This window comes from Pseudomonas costantinii (assembly GCF_001870435.1).
GTDB classification, from domain to species: Bacteria; Pseudomonadota; Gammaproteobacteria; order Pseudomonadales; family Pseudomonadaceae; genus Aquipseudomonas; species Aquipseudomonas costantinii.
Window position 1 is genome coordinate 508,693 of the sequence record NZ_MDDR01000034.1, and the last position, 15,965, is coordinate 524,657.

The 15,965-nt window shown below is 61.3% G+C and carries 13 protein-coding genes; 10 read left to right on the plus strand and 3 right to left on the minus strand.

Annotated elements, in window-relative coordinates; all coding sequences use genetic code 11:
- Positions 1-2: 2 nt before the first annotated feature.
- The 3 genes from tssK to tagH are packed head-to-tail and all read right to left on the minus strand — an operon-like array spanning position 3 to position 3,244.
- Positions 3-1,337, minus strand: coding sequence for a type VI secretion system baseplate subunit TssK (gene tssK, locus BFL40_RS17825; protein ID WP_071485213.1), 1,335 nt, complete (start codon positions 1,335-1,337; stop codon positions 3-5).
- A gap of 18 nt (positions 1,338-1,355) precedes the next feature.
- Positions 1,356-1,865, minus strand: a complete 510-nt coding sequence (gene tssJ, locus BFL40_RS17830; protein ID WP_071485214.1) for a type VI secretion system lipoprotein TssJ — start codon at positions 1,863-1,865, stop codon at positions 1,356-1,358.
- A gap of 56 nt (positions 1,866-1,921) precedes the next feature.
- Positions 1,922-3,244, minus strand: a complete 1,323-nt coding sequence (tagH, locus tag BFL40_RS17835) for a type VI secretion system-associated FHA domain protein TagH (protein WP_071485215.1) — start codon at positions 3,242-3,244, stop codon at positions 1,922-1,924.
- 392 nt (positions 3,245-3,636) lie between these two features.
- On the opposite strand from tagH, the gene tssA reads away from it, so the two are divergent.
- The 10 genes from tssA to BFL40_RS17885 all read left to right on the plus strand — a co-directional run bounded on the left by tssA (position 3,637) and on the right by BFL40_RS17885 (position 15,955).
- Complete coding sequence (gene tssA / locus BFL40_RS17840; RefSeq protein WP_071485216.1) at positions 3,637-4,653, plus strand: type VI secretion system protein TssA; 1,017 nt, start codon at positions 3,637-3,639, stop codon at positions 4,651-4,653.
- Between the two features lie 54 nt (positions 4,654-4,707).
- Complete coding sequence (gene tssB / locus BFL40_RS17845) at positions 4,708-5,214, plus strand: type VI secretion system contractile sheath small subunit (protein ID WP_003231688.1); 507 nt, start codon at positions 4,708-4,710, stop codon at positions 5,212-5,214.
- A 2-nt stretch (positions 5,215-5,216) separates the two neighbouring features.
- Complete coding sequence (gene tssC, locus BFL40_RS17850) at positions 5,217-6,713, plus strand: type VI secretion system contractile sheath large subunit (RefSeq protein WP_071485217.1); 1,497 nt, start codon at positions 5,217-5,219, stop codon at positions 6,711-6,713.
- Positions 6,714-6,862: 149 nt separating this feature from the next.
- The gene (locus BFL40_RS17855; protein WP_017735732.1) at positions 6,863-7,351 is read left to right on the plus strand and encodes an Hcp family type VI secretion system effector; all 489 of its coding nucleotides are present in this window, start codon (positions 6,863-6,865) and stop codon (positions 7,349-7,351) included.
- Positions 7,352-7,429: 78 nt separating this feature from the next.
- Positions 7,430-7,945 carry a type VI secretion system baseplate subunit TssE gene (gene tssE, locus BFL40_RS17860; protein WP_071485354.1) on the plus strand — a complete coding sequence of 172 codons (516 nt, stop codon included), beginning with the start codon at positions 7,430-7,432 and terminating at the stop codon, positions 7,943-7,945.
- Positions 7,942-9,801 carry a type VI secretion system baseplate subunit TssF gene (tssF, locus tag BFL40_RS17865; RefSeq protein ID WP_071485218.1) on the plus strand — a complete coding sequence of 620 codons (1,860 nt, stop codon included), beginning with the start codon at positions 7,942-7,944 and terminating at the stop codon, positions 9,799-9,801. Before tssE ends, tssF begins: the two co-directional genes overlap by 4 nt.
- The gene (tssG, locus tag BFL40_RS17870; RefSeq protein WP_071485219.1) at positions 9,765-10,808 is read left to right on the plus strand and encodes a type VI secretion system baseplate subunit TssG; all 1,044 of its coding nucleotides are present in this window, start codon (positions 9,765-9,767) and stop codon (positions 10,806-10,808) included. Before tssF ends, tssG begins: the two co-directional genes overlap by 37 nt.
- Positions 10,801-13,464: a type VI secretion system ATPase TssH gene (gene tssH, locus BFL40_RS17875; RefSeq protein WP_071485220.1), complete on the plus strand. Its 2,664-nt coding sequence runs from the start codon at positions 10,801-10,803 to the stop codon at positions 13,462-13,464. Before tssG ends, tssH begins: the two co-directional genes overlap by 8 nt.
- Positions 13,465-13,558: 94 nt before the next feature.
- The gene (locus BFL40_RS17880) at positions 13,559-15,505 is read left to right on the plus strand and encodes a type VI secretion system Vgr family protein (protein WP_071485221.1); all 1,947 of its coding nucleotides are present in this window, start codon (positions 13,559-13,561) and stop codon (positions 15,503-15,505) included.
- Between the two features lie 15 nt (positions 15,506-15,520).
- Positions 15,521-15,955 carry a DcrB-related protein gene (locus BFL40_RS17885; protein WP_071485222.1) on the plus strand — a complete coding sequence of 145 codons (435 nt, stop codon included), beginning with the start codon at positions 15,521-15,523 and terminating at the stop codon, positions 15,953-15,955.
- Positions 15,956-15,965 lie beyond the last annotated feature (10 nt).

Consider the following 15,965-nt stretch of genomic DNA (forward strand, 5'->3'; position numbering starts at 1 on the left):
GATTATCCTCGGATCGCCCAGAAGGCCAGGTTCAAACCCGGGAACTGCCCGGCGATATGGAAGGCAAAACCGCCGGAATGGATCAGTTGCTGCCAATGCTCGCTGCCGCGGTCCAGCTCGTAGTAAGTCGAGCCTGCGTGATACGGAATCTGCCGTGGCGCCACCGGCAACGGCAGCAGGCCGATGCCCGGCAGTTGCAGGTTGACCAGGTCGCGAATGTGCTCCACCGAGCCGACCTTGCTCTGCTGGCCGAAGCGCGCCCGCAGGGTTTCGCCGGGGACATCGGCGCGCACCACCAGAATAAAACTGGCGCTGTCGATCAGGGTTTTGTCAGCCAGCATCGCCACGTGGATGCCATAGGCTTTCTCCACAATCGGGATCGGCGTGGCCTTGCTGTCGATCAGCATCGACAGCGCTTCGCGCAGCGCCTGCATCACCGGAGCGAAGCTCAGGGCCAGGTCGTCGTGCTGGTACTGCGGATATTCCTGAGGACGGCGACCCGAGGTTGAGAACGTAGAGAACTCACCGGCCAAACTGACCAATTCGCTGAAGAAACGCTCCGGGTGCAGGGGGCTCAACTGGCTGAAATGCTGGATCAACGGCTGGGCGCGGTTGACCAGCTGCAGCAGCATGAAATCGGCAATTTCCGACGCACCGCCGGCACCCGAAGCGACCACACGGCCAGCCAGCGCTTCGCCGCGCTGGTGCAGCAGGCCAAGCAGTTCGCTGCGAAAGGCCGTCAGCGGTTTACTCACGGCCACGTCCAGCACCGGCGGGATGTAGGTGTCATCCAGCACCAGCGCGCGGTCAGCGCGTTTTTCCTTGATGCGCACCAAACCGATAGCAGCGTAATCACTGATGCCATCCTGAGCCGTCAGCAAGCGCAAAGCCCGGGAGCCCACGGCAACCGGCGCGCGGTTTTCGAACGGTGCGTTATCGTCGCGCACTTCGCGCACCTGGCTCACATAACGCGCAGCGCCGAGGTCTTCGCCATCGTCAACGGTGTCACGCGCCCCCGCACGCTTGAGCGGCAACGCCAGGTACACCAGGCCGTCGCGCAGGTTGTCGTCGATATTCAGCGGGCTTGGCGCCAGATCGTCCTGGGGGATATTAAATGGCGTGCCATCGGGCAACAGGCCGCGCGCCGAAACGATCGCCAGCTTGCCCTGGGCCAGCAGGCCCTGGTCGATCAGCAACTCGGAAAAGCCCCAGGCACCGGCGGACAACGGGCGGCTGCGGGCGTCGATCAGGTTTTCCAGGTAACGGTCATGCTGCTGAAAGTGCTGCGTTCCGATGAACATGCCTTCCGACCAGACCACGCGATTGTTCCAGGACATGGGAGCTCCGATTGCTTCTTATTGGGCAGGGCTGGATGGGGGAACCACGACGTCGGCGCGCACGGCACGTACATCGAGGCTGATCTGGTATTCGGTGTATTGGCGCGCGGGCACATTGATCACCGTGCGCCATTGCGCGCGGTCGAGTTCGCGATAGCCCACCAACAACCCGATCTGGCGCGTGGACGGGTCGAGGTCGCGTTGGATGCTCAATTGCTGGCCGGGTTGGACCATCACTTCGTCCTGGTCCAGCAGGTCCAGGCCCAGGGTGGATTGCGCGCGGTCAGCCAAGGCAAAGTAATCGGAGCGGCCAAAGGTGGCGGCGTTTTTCAGCTCAAAAATGCGCACCCGTACCGGGGCGGCCTGGCCGTTGGCGCCGGGGTTGAGCCCGGCAATGGCGTGGAAGTGCAACTCGACGGCAGCCGTGTCCGCTTCAGCATCGGCGGGCGCCTCGGGCTTGACGGCATCCTTGGCACACGCCGTCAGCAGCAGCGCGGTGGCAACTGCGAGTAAAAACCTGGGAATCATCCTGCGTCCTCAATGACGTACTTAGCTATCCGTTTTATCCATGGTTGCGTCGCGACTTAGCGTCGCTGTCGTGCGCTGTGTTCTTCGTAGGCTCGACTGAATTCGCGGCCGAACAGGTCCTGGAAATCTTCCTGGGCCTCGCGGGAAATATTGCTGTAGAGCTCGGTGAACTGCTGCCAATACTGGGCCTGACGCGAGCCATTGAAAATGCTCGACAGCCCGCCAGGCTTGCCCATGCGCTCTTCCAACTGCGCCGGTTCAAAGCGTGCCAGCAGGTGTTTGATCGCCGCTTCCACGCCGGCCATCACCGCCAACTGGTGGGCGCGCAGGTCGTCGAAACTGGCGCGCACCGCAACGTCTGGCGCCATAAACGCCTGGTTGCCGTGGCGAAGCAGCAGCAACAAGGCTTCGTCGGCATTCGGGGCGAATTTCAACGGGTTGTTTTCGGCGGGCCGGATCATCGTCTGCTGCATGCGAAATTCACCCTTGAGACTGGCGCGGGCACGCAAGACGTCAATCAGGCCTTCGACCATCAGCCGGTAACTGCGGCCGATACTTTCCATTTGGGCGCAGGCATCGGCCTTGTCCAGGCGCAGTTGATCCAGGCCGGCGCCGCGCAGGAAGGCTTGCAAAAGATCGGGCTGCTGGGTGTCGGCGACCGGTGGTTGGATGGCGGGCGACGCAGGAGGCACTTCAGGCGGCGCGACGGGCGCAGGGGCTGTAACGACCGGCGCTGGCGTGTCGCCAAACAGGTCCCAGTCTTCAGGAATGACCGAGTCCGACACCACCGGTTTTCCGACCGCCGGTACAGCCACCGGGGTTGGCGGACGAAAATCGTGTTGCTCGGACGGCACATGATCCGCCACGGTCGGCGGCGGCACAGCCGTCGGGCTGAGGAAGTCGAACAGGTCCGGCAGGGTGTCCATCGACGAAGCGCCCTGGAACTGCGGCGCGATCACAGGCGTCGGCGCGGGCGTGCTGCCCACCGCCCCCATCAAGGCCTCAAAACTGTTCGGCGAATCACCGGCAAAGGGCTGGTTATCAACGGCTTGCACGTTGAAGTCGATGCGCGCCTGGATTTCGTAATCGCCGATGCGGATCAACTCGCCATCTTGCAGAGGCTCGCTGTTACCCCGGCGCAAACGAATACCGGCGTTAACCAACTCCACGCCGTTTGTGCTGTTATCGGTTAAATAATAACGGCCATCTTTGTATTGAATAACGCAATGTTGTGAGGAGACAAGGCGCTCTGGATCAGGTAATACCCAGTCATTATCCAAACTGCGGCCAATAGCCATCACCCCCTGATTTATGGACTTTTCAGAGCATTGTCCAGGGGTAATTTTGTGATAACTAGTAATAGTCAAACACAGCGACATCTTGCCTCCTTGCTGATAATCGCGCGCGGTCGACTCCCGGGACAATGTTTCCCGAGAGGCCCTCGCAAGGTCGTGCAAACGACCGTAAAAACCTGCTTTTACCAGCGTGATCGCTGATCTTAACCGGCTTCTATGACAAAAATCCTGCCTTGGGGCGCCATTCGACCCGCCAGTCGCACAGGTTGTTAAACACCGCACATCTGTCACAGAGGACGAATAGCTTACCTTGACAAGGCATAACTACTACACCAAAAATGCACAACTTCTTGAACATCAGTGATGGCACAGTAGTGGCATTGCGTATATATGACCAAGAAAACATGCAAAGTTCATCGCGTAACTAATGCATGAATTGCCCGGCATCTAACGGGCTGATAGGGAGATCGAATTTAGTGGATGTGCCGTTGCTGCTCACCGCCGTTTCCGCGACTTCGCCGTGTGGTGAAGACATGGAATATGACGCGGACTTTCTCCACCTGGAGCGTGCCGCCAAGGGCCAACCCGAGCGCAGCATGGGCGACTCGATCCTGCCCGCTGAACCGCCGGAATGGCGCGGCATCCAGCAGCAAAGCCTCGACTTGCTGCAACGCAGCAAAGACCTGCGCATTACCCATTTTCTACTGCAAAGCGCCCTCGCCCTCCAGGGTGTTGCCGGGCTGGCCAACGCCCTCACGCTGATCAACGCGTTGCTGCGCGAGTACTGGGCCGACCTGCACCCACGCCTGGATGCCGACGACGATAACGACCCCACCGTGCGCATCAACGCCCTGTCCGGCCTGACGAGTGACACCACCATTCGTCTGCTGCGTGAAAGCATTCTCACGCGCTCGCGCACCTTCGGGCCCGTGAGCCTGCGCGCTGCGCTCAACGCCAGCGGCCTGCTGAGTTTCCCCGATGAACAACTCGGCGCCCAGCAACTGAACGCCGCCTTCCTCGACAGCGACCCCGAACAACTGCAAGCCACCCGCGACGCCTTGAAAGCAGCGCGTGCGGCGTGCGAAGCCATCGAACAACAGGTCAACGATCAAGTCGGTTCCGCCCAGGGCGTGGACCTCAGCCTCTTGAAACAACCGCTCAAGCAGGCACTGCACATACTCAATCAATCGGTGCCAGGCACCGAAAGCAGCGGCGAACCCGAGGCCGTCAGTGAAGACAATGCCCCCTCGGTCGATTACGCCGCCCCCGCTGCACCTCGTCCCGCTGGCGATATCGCCACCCGCGATGACGTGCTGCGCAGCCTCGACAAGATCCTTGCGTACTACACCCGACACGAGCCTTCGAGCCCGCTGCCGGTGCTGTTGAACCGGGCGAAGAATCTGGTGCACGCCGACTTCGCGGCCATCGTGCGCAATCTGATTCCCGACGGCATGTCCCAATTTGAAAACCTGCGCGGCCCGGACAGCGAGTAAGCCGCCGGATTGTGCAGTAACAACACCGTCGCTCAAGCGACCAGGAGCAGCATCGTGGCGAAGCAAAGTTCTCAGAAATTCATCGCGCGCAACCGCGCGCCTCGAGTGCAGATCGAGTACGACGTCGAGCTCTACGGCGCCGAGAAAAAGGTCCAACTGCCCTTCGTGATGGGTGTGATGGCCGACCTTGCCGGCAAGCCTGCCGAGCCGCTCGCAGCTGTGGCCGACCGCAAGTTCCTTGAAGTGGACGTCGATAATTTCGACTCGCGCCTCAAGGCCATGCAGCCACGCGTAGCCTTCCACGTACCGAATGAGCTGACCGGTGAAGGCAACCTGAGCCTGGACATCACCTTCGAAAGCATGGACGACTTCAGCCCGGCCGCCGTGGCCCGCAAAGTCGACTCGCTGAACCAGTTGCTCGAAGCCCGCACCCAGTTGGCCAACCTGCTGACCTACATGGACGGCAAGACCGGCGCTGAAGAAATCATCATGAAAGCGATCAAGGACCCGGCATTGCTGCAGGCCCTTGCGAGCGCGCCGAAGCCTGCTGGGGATCAATAATCATGACTGACAATACCGCCCGCGAAGGCGCACAAAACCTGGGCGCCACCCAAGAAGCCAGCGAGTTCGCGAACCTGCTGCTGCAAGAATTCAAACCCAAGACCGAACGTGCCCGCGAAGCCGTGGAAACGGCTGTGCGTACCTTGGCCGAACAGGCTTTGGCGCAAACCGACCTGGTGTCCAATGACGCGATCAAGTCGATTGAATCGATCATTGCCGCCATCGACGCCAAGCTCACCGCCCAGGTCAACCAGATCATCCACCATCCGGATTTCCAGCAGTTGGAAAGCGCCTGGCGTGGCCTGCACTACCTGGTCAACAACACCGAGAGCGATGAGCAACTGAAGATCCGCGTGCTCAACATCTCCAAGCCGGACCTGCACAAGACCCTGAAAAAATTCAAGGGCACCGCGTGGGACCAGAGCCCAATCTTCAAGAAGATGTACGAAGAAGAATACGGCCAGTTCGGCGGCGAACCGTACGGCTGCCTGGTGGGCGACTACTACTTCGACCAGTCGCCACCTGACGTGGAACTGCTGGGCGAGCTGTCGAAAGTCTGCGCCGCCATGCACTCACCGTTCATCGCAGCCGCCTCGCCGACCGTGATGGGCATGGGCTCGTGGCAAGAACTGTCGAACCCGCGCGACCTGACCAAAATCTTCACCACCCCGGAATACGCCGGCTGGCGTTCGCTGCGTGAATCGGAAGATTCGCGCTACATCGGCCTGACCATGCCGCGCTTCCTGGCGCGCCTGCCGTACGGCGCCAAGACTGACCCGGTGGAAGCCTTCGCTTTCGAAGAAAACACCGACGGTGCCGACAGCTCCAAGTACACCTGGGCCAACGCCGCCTACGCGATGGCAGTGAACATCAACCGTTCGTTCAAGCACTACGGCTGGTGCTCGCGCATCCGTGGCATTGAGTCCGGCGGCGAAGTGGAAAACCTGCCGGCCCACACGTTCCCTACCGATGACGGTGGCGTGGACATGAAGTGCCCGACCGAAATCGCCATCAGCGACCGCCGTGAAGCGGAACTGGCGAAGAATGGTTTCATGCCACTGCTGCACAAGAAAAACACCGACTTCGCCGCGTTCATTGGCGCGCAGTCGTTGCAGAAACCGGCCGAATACGACGACCCGGATGCCACCGCCAACGCCAACCTGGCCGCGCGCTTGCCGTACCTGTTCGCCACCTGCCGTTTCGCCCATTACTTGAAGTGCATCGTGCGCGACAAGATCGGCTCCTTCAAAGAGAAGGACGAGATGCAGCGCTGGTTGCAGGACTGGATCCTCAACTACGTCGACGGCGACCCAGCCCACTCCACTGAGACCACCAAGGCCCAGCACCCATTGGCGGCTGCCGAAGTGATCGTGGAAGAAGTCGAAGGCAACCCGGGTTACTACAACTCCAAGTTCTACCTGCGCCCGCACTACCAGCTCGAAGGGCTGACCGTGTCGTTGCGTCTGGTATCGAAACTGCCTTCGGCCAAAAGCGCCTAACCCACCAACGCTCGTTCCCACGCTCCGCGTGGGAATGCATGTTGTGACGCTCTGCGTCACTGGGACGCAGAGCGTCCCGGGCGGCATTCCCACGCAGAGCGTGGGAACGATCAACAAATATCGTGGCTGAGTCCACACAGGGAGAAAACATGGCTGTTGATATTTTCATCAAGATCGGCGACATCAAGGGCGAGTCCATGGACAAGGCCCACAAGGACGAAATCGATGTATTGAACTGGAGCTGGGGCATGGCCCAGTCCGGCAACATGCACGTCGGCGGTGGTGGCGGCGCGGGCAAGGTGAATATCCAGGACCTGTCGCTGACCAAGTACGTCGACAAAGCCTCGCCCAACCTGATGATGCACTGCGCCAGCGGCAAGCACATCGACAAGGTCAAGCTGACCGTGCGCAAGGCCGGTGGCGAGAGCCAGGTCGAGTACATGGTGATCAACCTGGAAGAAGTGCTGGTGACCTCGCTGAGCACTGGCGGTTCGGGCAGCGATGACCGCCTGACCGAAAACGTGACCCTGAACTTCGCCCAAGTGATGGTCGACTACCAGCCGCAGAAAGCCGACGGCACCAAAGACGGCGGCGCGATCAAGTTTGGCTGGAATATCCGTTCCAACACCAAGCGCTGATAGCCCTGGCGGCCGTGGCTCTACGCCACGGCCCCAGGCATTTTGTTCCTCTCGCAACCCGTCCGTGGAGCTGCTTTGGTGGTAACTGAAATCGCTTCCCGCGACCGTCTGCAACCGTCCCTGCTGGACCGGTTGACTGACGACGACCCGACCAACCCCAAGGAAAGCGCCGACAAACGCGTGCTGTCCCTGACCCAATTGAAAGCCTCGGTTCTTCGTGACCTGGCGTGGCTGCTCAACACCACGTCGTTGCTGGATGCCGATGCCACGCTGCACACCCCGGCCGGAACCTCGGTGGTCAATTACGGCCTGCCGGCACTCGCAGGCAACAGCGTTTCCAGTGTCGATATCAAGGCTCTGGAAGCCCTGATCTACCAGGCGATCGCCACGTTTGAGCCACGTATTTTGCGCCACACCTTGCGCGTCAAAGCCCGCGTCGACCATGGCGAGATGAACCACAACGCCCTGAGTTTTGAGATCGAAGGCGACCTGTGGGCGCAGCCGGTGCCGTTACGCCTGCTGCTGCAAACCGATTTGGACCTGGAGTCCGGTCATGTGCGCGTGGTCAACGCTGACCAACGGAGACGCCCATGAACCCGCGCCTGCTGGAGTTGTACAACCAGGAACTGCACCACGTGCGCGAAAGCGCCGCGGAGTTCGCCAAGGAATACCCGAAGATCGCCAGTCGGCTGACCCTGTCCGGTATGGACTGCGCCGACCCGTACGTCGAACGTTTGCTCGAAGGTTTTGCCTACCTGACGGCTCGCGTGCAACTCAAGCTCGACGCCGAGTACCCAACCTTCACCCATAACCTGCTGGAAATCGCCTACCCGCATTACCTAGCGCCGACGCCCTCGATGACCGTGGTGCAATTGCAGACCGATCCGGATGAAGGCTCCCTGGCCAGCGGTTTCCCGCTGCCCCGCGACACGGTGTTGCGGGCTGCCTTGGGCCGTGAAACCCAGACCTGCTGTGAGTACCGCACCGCGCACCCGGTGACGTTGTGGCCGCTGCAGGTCAGTGGCGCCGAATATTTCGGCAATCCCGCCGCCGTGCTCGGCCGCCTGGCTGCCAGCGAGCCCAAAGCCAAAGCCGGTTTGCGCCTGACCTTGCGTACCGGCGCCGAGTTGCCGTTCAACAGCCTCGACCTGGACAACCTGCCGCTGTACCTCAGCGGCGCCGATGAGCAGCCGTTTCGCCTTTACGAACAACTGTTGGGCAACGCTTGCGCAGTGTTCGCGCGCAAGCCCGGTGGTGACTGGGTTGAACGCCTGCCGCAAGACGCGCTGCGCTCCCGAGGCTTCGACGACGCCGACGCCGCCATGCCCGTTGTGGCACGCGCCTTCCAGGGCTATCGGCTATTGCAGGAATACTTCGCCCTGCCCCATCGTTTCCTGTTCGTCGAATTCGCCGAGCTGAGCCGTGCGGTCAAACGTTGCGACGGCCAGGAGCTGGAACTGATCGTGCTGTTCGACCGTCATGAACCAAGCCTGGAAGGCAGCGTCGGCGCGGCGCAGTTCATGCCGTTCTGCACGCCAGCCATCAACCTGTTCCCGAAACGCGTGGACCGTATTCACCTGTCCGACCGGGTCAACGAACACCATGTGATCGCCGACCGCACGCGGCCGATGGATTTCGAGATTCACTCGTTAAGCGGTATCACCGGCCATGGCACCGGGCCGGAACAACCGTTCCTGCCGTTCTATGCCGTGCGCGATCCGTCGCGCTACGGTCGTGACCAGGCGTATTACACCCTGCGCCGCGAGCCACGCGTATTGTCCAGCGACCAGCGCCGCAACGGCCCGCGCTCCACCTATGTGGGCAGCGAAACGTTTGTCAGCCTGGTCGACAGCCAACAAGCGCCTTACCGCCACGACCTGCGCCAACTCGGTGTGACCGCGCTGTGCACCAACCGCGATTTGCCCTTGTTCATGAGCGTGGGCAATGGCAAGACCGACTTCACCCTGGCCGATAGTGCCCCGGTGTTGGCCGTGCGGTGCGTCGCGGGGCCAAGCCGCCCGCGCGCCAGCCATGCCCATGACGCCAAAGCGTGGCGCCTGATCAGCCAGTTGTCGCTCAACTACTTGTCGTTGAGCGAGCAAGGCCAGGGCGCGGGCGCCTTGCGTGAACTGCTGCGTCTGTATGGCGACAGCAACGACGCCGCCCTGCAATTGCAGATCGAAGGCCTGCGCGAAGTCAGCAGCAAAGCCGTGACCCGGCGCCTGCCGATGCCTGGCCCGATCGTGTTCGGGCGCGGCTTGGAGATCACCCTGGAATTCGATGAAAACGCGTTTCGCGGCACCGGCGTGTTCCTGCTCGGTGCAGTGCTGGAACGCTTCCTGGCACGCTACGTGTCGATCAACAGTTTTACCGAGACGGTGATCCGTACCACCGAACGCGGCGAGATCATGCGATGGAAAGCCAAGCCCGGACGTCGTCCGACCCTGTGAGTACTCTGGATGCGATGCATCAGGAGCCCTGGGAATACGATTTCTTCCAGGCGCTGCGGCGTATCGAGTGCGAATCGCCGGACCTGCCGCGCCTGGGCCATTCCCTGCGCCTGGCAGATGACCCGCTGCGTCTCGGGCAACAGGCCGATTGCACCTTCGCCCCGGCCACATTGGCCTCGGTCGATCCCGGTGGTGACGGTAAACCCGCACGGCTTGAGCAGTTCTTCTTCGGCCTCGGCGGCCCCAACGGCCCGTTGCCGCTGCATATCACCGAGTACGTGCGCGAGCGCCAGCGCAACAACGCCGACAGCACCAGCAAACAGTTTTTGGATGTGTTCCACCATCGCCTATTGAGCCTGTTTTATCGCGCGTGGGCCGAGGCGCGGCCAACGGTCAGCCACGACCGCCCGGGCGATGATTACTGGTCCGCACGCCTCGCCGCCCTGAGTGGCCGGGGCATGCCGAGCCTGCTGAATCAGGGGCTGATTCCCGACACCGCGAAGCTGCATTACAGCGGCCATCTATCAGCGCAAACCCGCTACCCGGATGGTTTGAAGGCGATCCTTGGCGAGTATTTCGGCCTGCCGGTGGAGATCGAAGAGTATGTCGGCCAATGGCTGGAACTGCCCGAACGCAGCCGCGTGGGTGTCAGCGCCAACAGGTTGGGCGTGGACTTTTGCCTGGGCAGCCATGTGTGGGACCGCCAGCATAAATTCCGCATTCGCTTGGGCCCCCTCAAGCTGGATGACTACATGGGCATGCTCCCCGGCCATCAGCCGTTCAACGAGCTGGTGGCCTGGGTGGCCGAGTACCTGGGCCATGAATTGGACTGGGACTTGAACCTGGTTTTGCAACAACCCGAAGTACCTGCGCTGCAACTCAACGGCCAGTTTCGCCTGGGCTTCAACACCTGGCTCGGTCAACCCGAGCGAGACGCCAACGACCTAATCCTGGCCCGGCACTACGCCGACCACGCCACCACCTCAAGGAATCCAGAGCATGGGTGAAATCAGTCGCGCCGCACTGTTCGGCAAACTCAACAGCGTGGCCTACAAGGCCATCGAAGCCGCCACCGTGTTCTGCAAACTGCGGGGCAACCCCTATGTAGAACTCGCCCACTGGTTTCATCAATTGCTGCAACTGCAGGACTCGGACCTGCACCGCATCATCCGCCAGTTCAATGTGGAACCGGCGCGTCTGGCTCGCGATCTCACCGAAGCCCTGGACCGCCTGCCCCGTGGCTCGACCTCGATCACTGACCTGTCGTCCCATGTGGAAGAAGCCGTGGAGCGCGGTTGGGTCTACGGCAGCCTGATGTTCGGTGAAAGCCAGGTGCGCACCGGCTACCTGGTGCTGGGCATTTTGAAGACGCCGAGCCTGCGCCATGCGCTGCTGGGGTTGTCGTCGGAGTTCGACAAAATCAAGGCCGAAGCCCTGAGTGAGCGTTTTGACGAGTACGTCGGTGACTCGCCGGAAAATGCCCTCAGCGCCAGCGATGGTTTCAACGCCGGTGCCGTTCCGGGCGAAGCCAGTGGCGCCATGGCGCCGAGTGCGATGGGCAAGCAGGAAGCCCTCAAACGCTTCACTGTCGACCTGACCGAACAGGCGCGCAGCGGCAAACTCGACCCGATCGTTGGGCGTGATGAAGAGATCCGCCAACTGGTGGACATCCTGATGCGCCGCCGCCAGAACAACCCGATCCTCACGGGTGAAGCCGGTGTCGGCAAAACCGCCGTGGTCGAAGGTTTCGCCCTGCGCATCGTCGCCGGCGACGTGCCACCCGCACTGAAAGACGTGGAATTGCGCAGCCTCGACGTGGGCCTGCTGCAAGCCGGCGCCAGCATGAAAGGCGAGTTCGAACAGCGCCTGCGCCAGGTCATCGAAGACGTCCAGGCCTCGCCCAAGCCGATCATTTTGTTTATCGACGAGGCCCATACGCTGGTGGGTGCCGGTGGCGCTGCCGGTACCGGCGACGCGGCCAACCTGCTCAAGCCAGCCTTGGCGCGCGGCACCTTGCGTACTGTGGCCGCCACTACGTGGGCCGAGTACAAGAAACACATCGAGAAAGACCCGGCCCTGACCCGCCGCTTCCAAGTGGTACAGGTTGCCGAGCCGTCGGAAGACAAGGCGCTGCTGATGATGCGCGGCGTGGCCTCGACCATGGAAAAACACCATCAGGTGCAGATCCTCGACGAAGCCCTGGAAGCCTCGGTGAAGCTGTCGCACCGCTACATCCCGGCGCGCCAATTGCCGGACAAATCCGTGAGCCTGCTGGACACCGCCTGCGCGCGCGTCGCCATCAGCCTGCACGCGGTACCGGCGGAAGTGGACGACAGCCGTCGTCGCATCGAAGCCCTGGAAACCGAGCTGCAAATCATCGCCCGCGAACATGCCATCGGTATTGCGATTGGCACACGCCAGAGCAACAGCGAAGCCTTGCTGAGTGCCGAGCGCGAACGCCTGGCTACCTTGGAGAGCCGCTGGGCCGAAGAGAAAACGCTGGTAGACGAGTTGCTCGCCACACGTGCGACGTTGCGCGAAAAGGCTGGGGCCGTAGACAGTGGTGACGACGCCTTGCGCGAGCAATTGGTCGACCTGCAACAACGCCTCAGCGCCCTGCAAGGCGAAGCCCCTCTAATCCTGCCGACCGTGGATTATCAGGCCGTCGCTTCGGTGGTCGCCGACTGGACTGGCATCCCGGTAGGCCGCATGGCCCGCAACGAACTGGAAACGGTGCTCAACCTCGACCAGCACCTGAAAAAACGCATCATCGGCCAAGACCACGCGTTGCAGATGATCGCCAAGCGCATCCAGACTTCCCGCGCGGGCCTCGATAACCCGAGCAAGCCGATTGGCGTATTTATGCTGGCCGGCACCTCCGGCGTGGGCAAGACCGAAACCGCCCTGGCCCTGGCCGAAGCCATGTACGGCGGTGAGCAGAATGTCATCACCATCAACATGAGCGAGTTCCAGGAAGCCCACACCGTGTCGACCCTCAAGGGCGCGCCACCGGGCTATATCGGCTACGGCGAAGGCGGTGTGCTGACCGAAGCGGTGCGGCGCAAACCCTACAGCGTGGTGTTGTTGGACGAAGTGGAAAAAGCCCACCCGGACGTGCACGAGATCTTCTTCCAGGTGTTCGACAAGGGCGTGATGGAGGACGGCGAAGGTCGGGTGATCGACTTCAAGAACACCCTGATCCTGCTGACCACCAACGCCGGTACCGAGCTGATTTCCCGCGTCTGCAAAGACCCGGCAAACATCCCCGAACCCGAGGAAATCGCCAAGGCCCTGCGTCAGCCGTTGCTGGAGATTTTCCCGCCGGCCTTGCTCGGCCGCCTGGTGACAATCCCTTACTACCCGCTGAGCGATGAGATGCTCAAGGCGATCACTCGCCTGCAACTCAACCGCATCAAGAAGCGTGTGGAGAATACGCACAAAGTCGCCTTCGACTACGACGACACAGTGGTCGACTTGATCGTCTCGCGCTGCACCGAAACCGAAAGCGGTGGCCGCATGATCGACACCATCCTCACCAACAGCCTGCTGCCGGACATGAGCCGTGAATTCCTCACACGCATGCTCGAAGGCAAGGCGCTGGCGGGCGTGCGGATCAGCAGCCGGGATAACGAATTGCACTACCAGTTCAGCGACGCGGCATAACGACAGATGGAATACGGTCAGTGTGGGAGCTGGCTTGCCTGCTCCCACAGTTGATCCAGTTCCGTCAGTGACGACGACATTTACGGGTTAACCGATGCCATTCAACCAAGCCTCACGCCTGGCCAAAATCACCAGCCCCCTCGGGCCGGATGTGCTGTTGCTCAATGAAATGGACGGCGGCGAAGAGCTGGGCAGGCTGTTCAACTATGAGCTGCAACTGACGTCCCTGGACGCCAACATCGACCTCAACCAATTGCTCGGCAAAGCGATGAGCGTGGGCGTGCAACTGGCGGACGGTGGCGAGCGGCACTTTCACGGCATCGTTGCGCGCTGCAGCCAGAACATCGACCAGGGCCAGTTCGCCAGTTACCAGGTGACACTGCGCCCGTGGTTTTGGCTGCTGAGCCGCACCTCGGACTGCCGGATTTTCCAAAACCTGAGCATCCCGCAGATCATCAAGCAGGTGTTCCGCGACCTGGGTTTTTCCGACTTCGAAGACGCCCTGAGCCGACCGTACCGCGAGTGGGAATACTGCGTTCAGTACCGCGAGACCAGCTTCGATTTCGTCAGCCGCTTGATGGAACAAGAAGGTATCTATTACTTCTTCCGCCATGAGCAGGACCGTCATGTGTTGGTGTTGGCCGACGCCTATGGCGCCCACACCACGGTACCGGGCTACGCGTCGATTCCGTATTACCCCAAGGACGAACAGCAGCGCGAACGCGACCATATGCACAACTGGCACCTGGCGCACGAAGTGCAACCCGGTTCACTTGAGCTCAATGACTATGACTTCCAACGCCCCAGCGCCAGCATCGACGTGCGCTCGGCGATGCCGCGCCCGCACACCGCCGGCGACTATCCGCTGTACGACTACCCCGGCACCTACGTGCAAAGCGCAGACGGCGAACACTACGCACGCACCCGCATCGAAGCCCTGCAAACCCTGCATGAACAGATCGAGTTCAGCGGCAATGCGCGGGGCCTGGGTTCGGGCCATTTGTTCAGCCTCACCGGCTTCAGCCGCCAGGACCAGAACCGCGAATATCTGATCGTCGGCTGCCGCTATTACATCGTCCAGGAAAGCCTGGAAAGTGGCGGTGGCTCAGGCTCGGCGCAGTTCGAAAGCAGCCTCACCTGCATCGACGCCCAGCAAAGCTTTCGCCCTCTGGCCAGCACGCACCGCCCCATCGTCAAAGGCCCGCAAACCGCGTTGGTGGTCGGCCCCAAAGGCGAGGAAATCTGGACCGATCAGTACGGCCGCGTGAAGGTGCATTTCTACTGGGACCGTCACGACCAATCCAACGAAAACAGCTCGTGCTGGATACGTGTGTCGCAATCCTGGGCCGGGAAAAACTGGGGCTCGATGCAGATTCCACGCATCGGCCAGGAAGTGATTGTGAGCTTTCTTGAAGGTGACCCGGACCGACCGATCATCACTGGCCGGGTGTACAACGCCGAGCAGACCGTGCCTTACGATCTGCCGGAGAACGCCACCCAGAGCGGGATGAAAAGCCGTTCGAGCAAGGGCGGCACGCCGGCCAACTTCAATGAAATCCGCATGGAGGACAAGAAGGGGCTGGAGCAGCTGTACATCCATGCCGAGCGCAATCAGGACATCGTGGTGGAAGTGGATGAAAGCCATTCGGTGGGGCATGACCGTAACAAGAGCATCGGCCACAACGAGACGGTGACGATTGGTAATAACCGTGTGCGAGTGGTGCGCAACAACGACACCGTGCTGGTGGGCGGGGCCAAGTCTGATAGCGCTGCCACCACCTATACCGTAGAGGCGGGCGACAGCATTCGCCTGGTGTGCGGCGACAGCGTGATTGAGCTGAAGGCGGGCGGAGACATCAACCTGACCTGTGCTTCGTTCAACCTGTTTTCCTCGGGTAGCAGCAAGATCCAGACAAAAGGCAAACTGGATATCAACCTGGGCAGTGACAAGGGCACCTCGCCCGGTAATCAGGGCAAGCAAGCCACGATCCACAACGCCGTCGAGTCAAAATTCCCCGGCAAGCCCGGCGCCGGTCAATAACGAGATTTCTTCGCCATGAATTACCTGATTAACGAAGCCCAGTTCACCCTGCCCGATGCCGAGGTACAGGACACCTCGATCAACATTCTCAAGTTCGCCAAACTGGGCACCACACTGGTGGTCAGCCGCAGCCCTTTGGCGGACGGCGAGGACCTGCAAAGCAACTTCGAGGGCCAGCTGAAGAAGCTCGAACAGCAGGTCAAAGACCTTCGCTATTCGCCGGCGCAAGCCGTCAAAGTCGGCCCGGCGCAGGATATCGACGCCTTTGAGGTGCAGAACCGGTTCAACAAAGGCAGCGACAACATTTATCAGTATCAATTGGCGATGCAGATACCCGGCACCCGCCGTCTGATCGCCCTGAGTTACGTCAAGACCCAGCCCCTGGGGCCTGCCGAAGCGGCGCACTGGGCAACGCTTAAAAACACCCTCAACTTCCTCGCCGCACCTTGAGCCGAGCCTG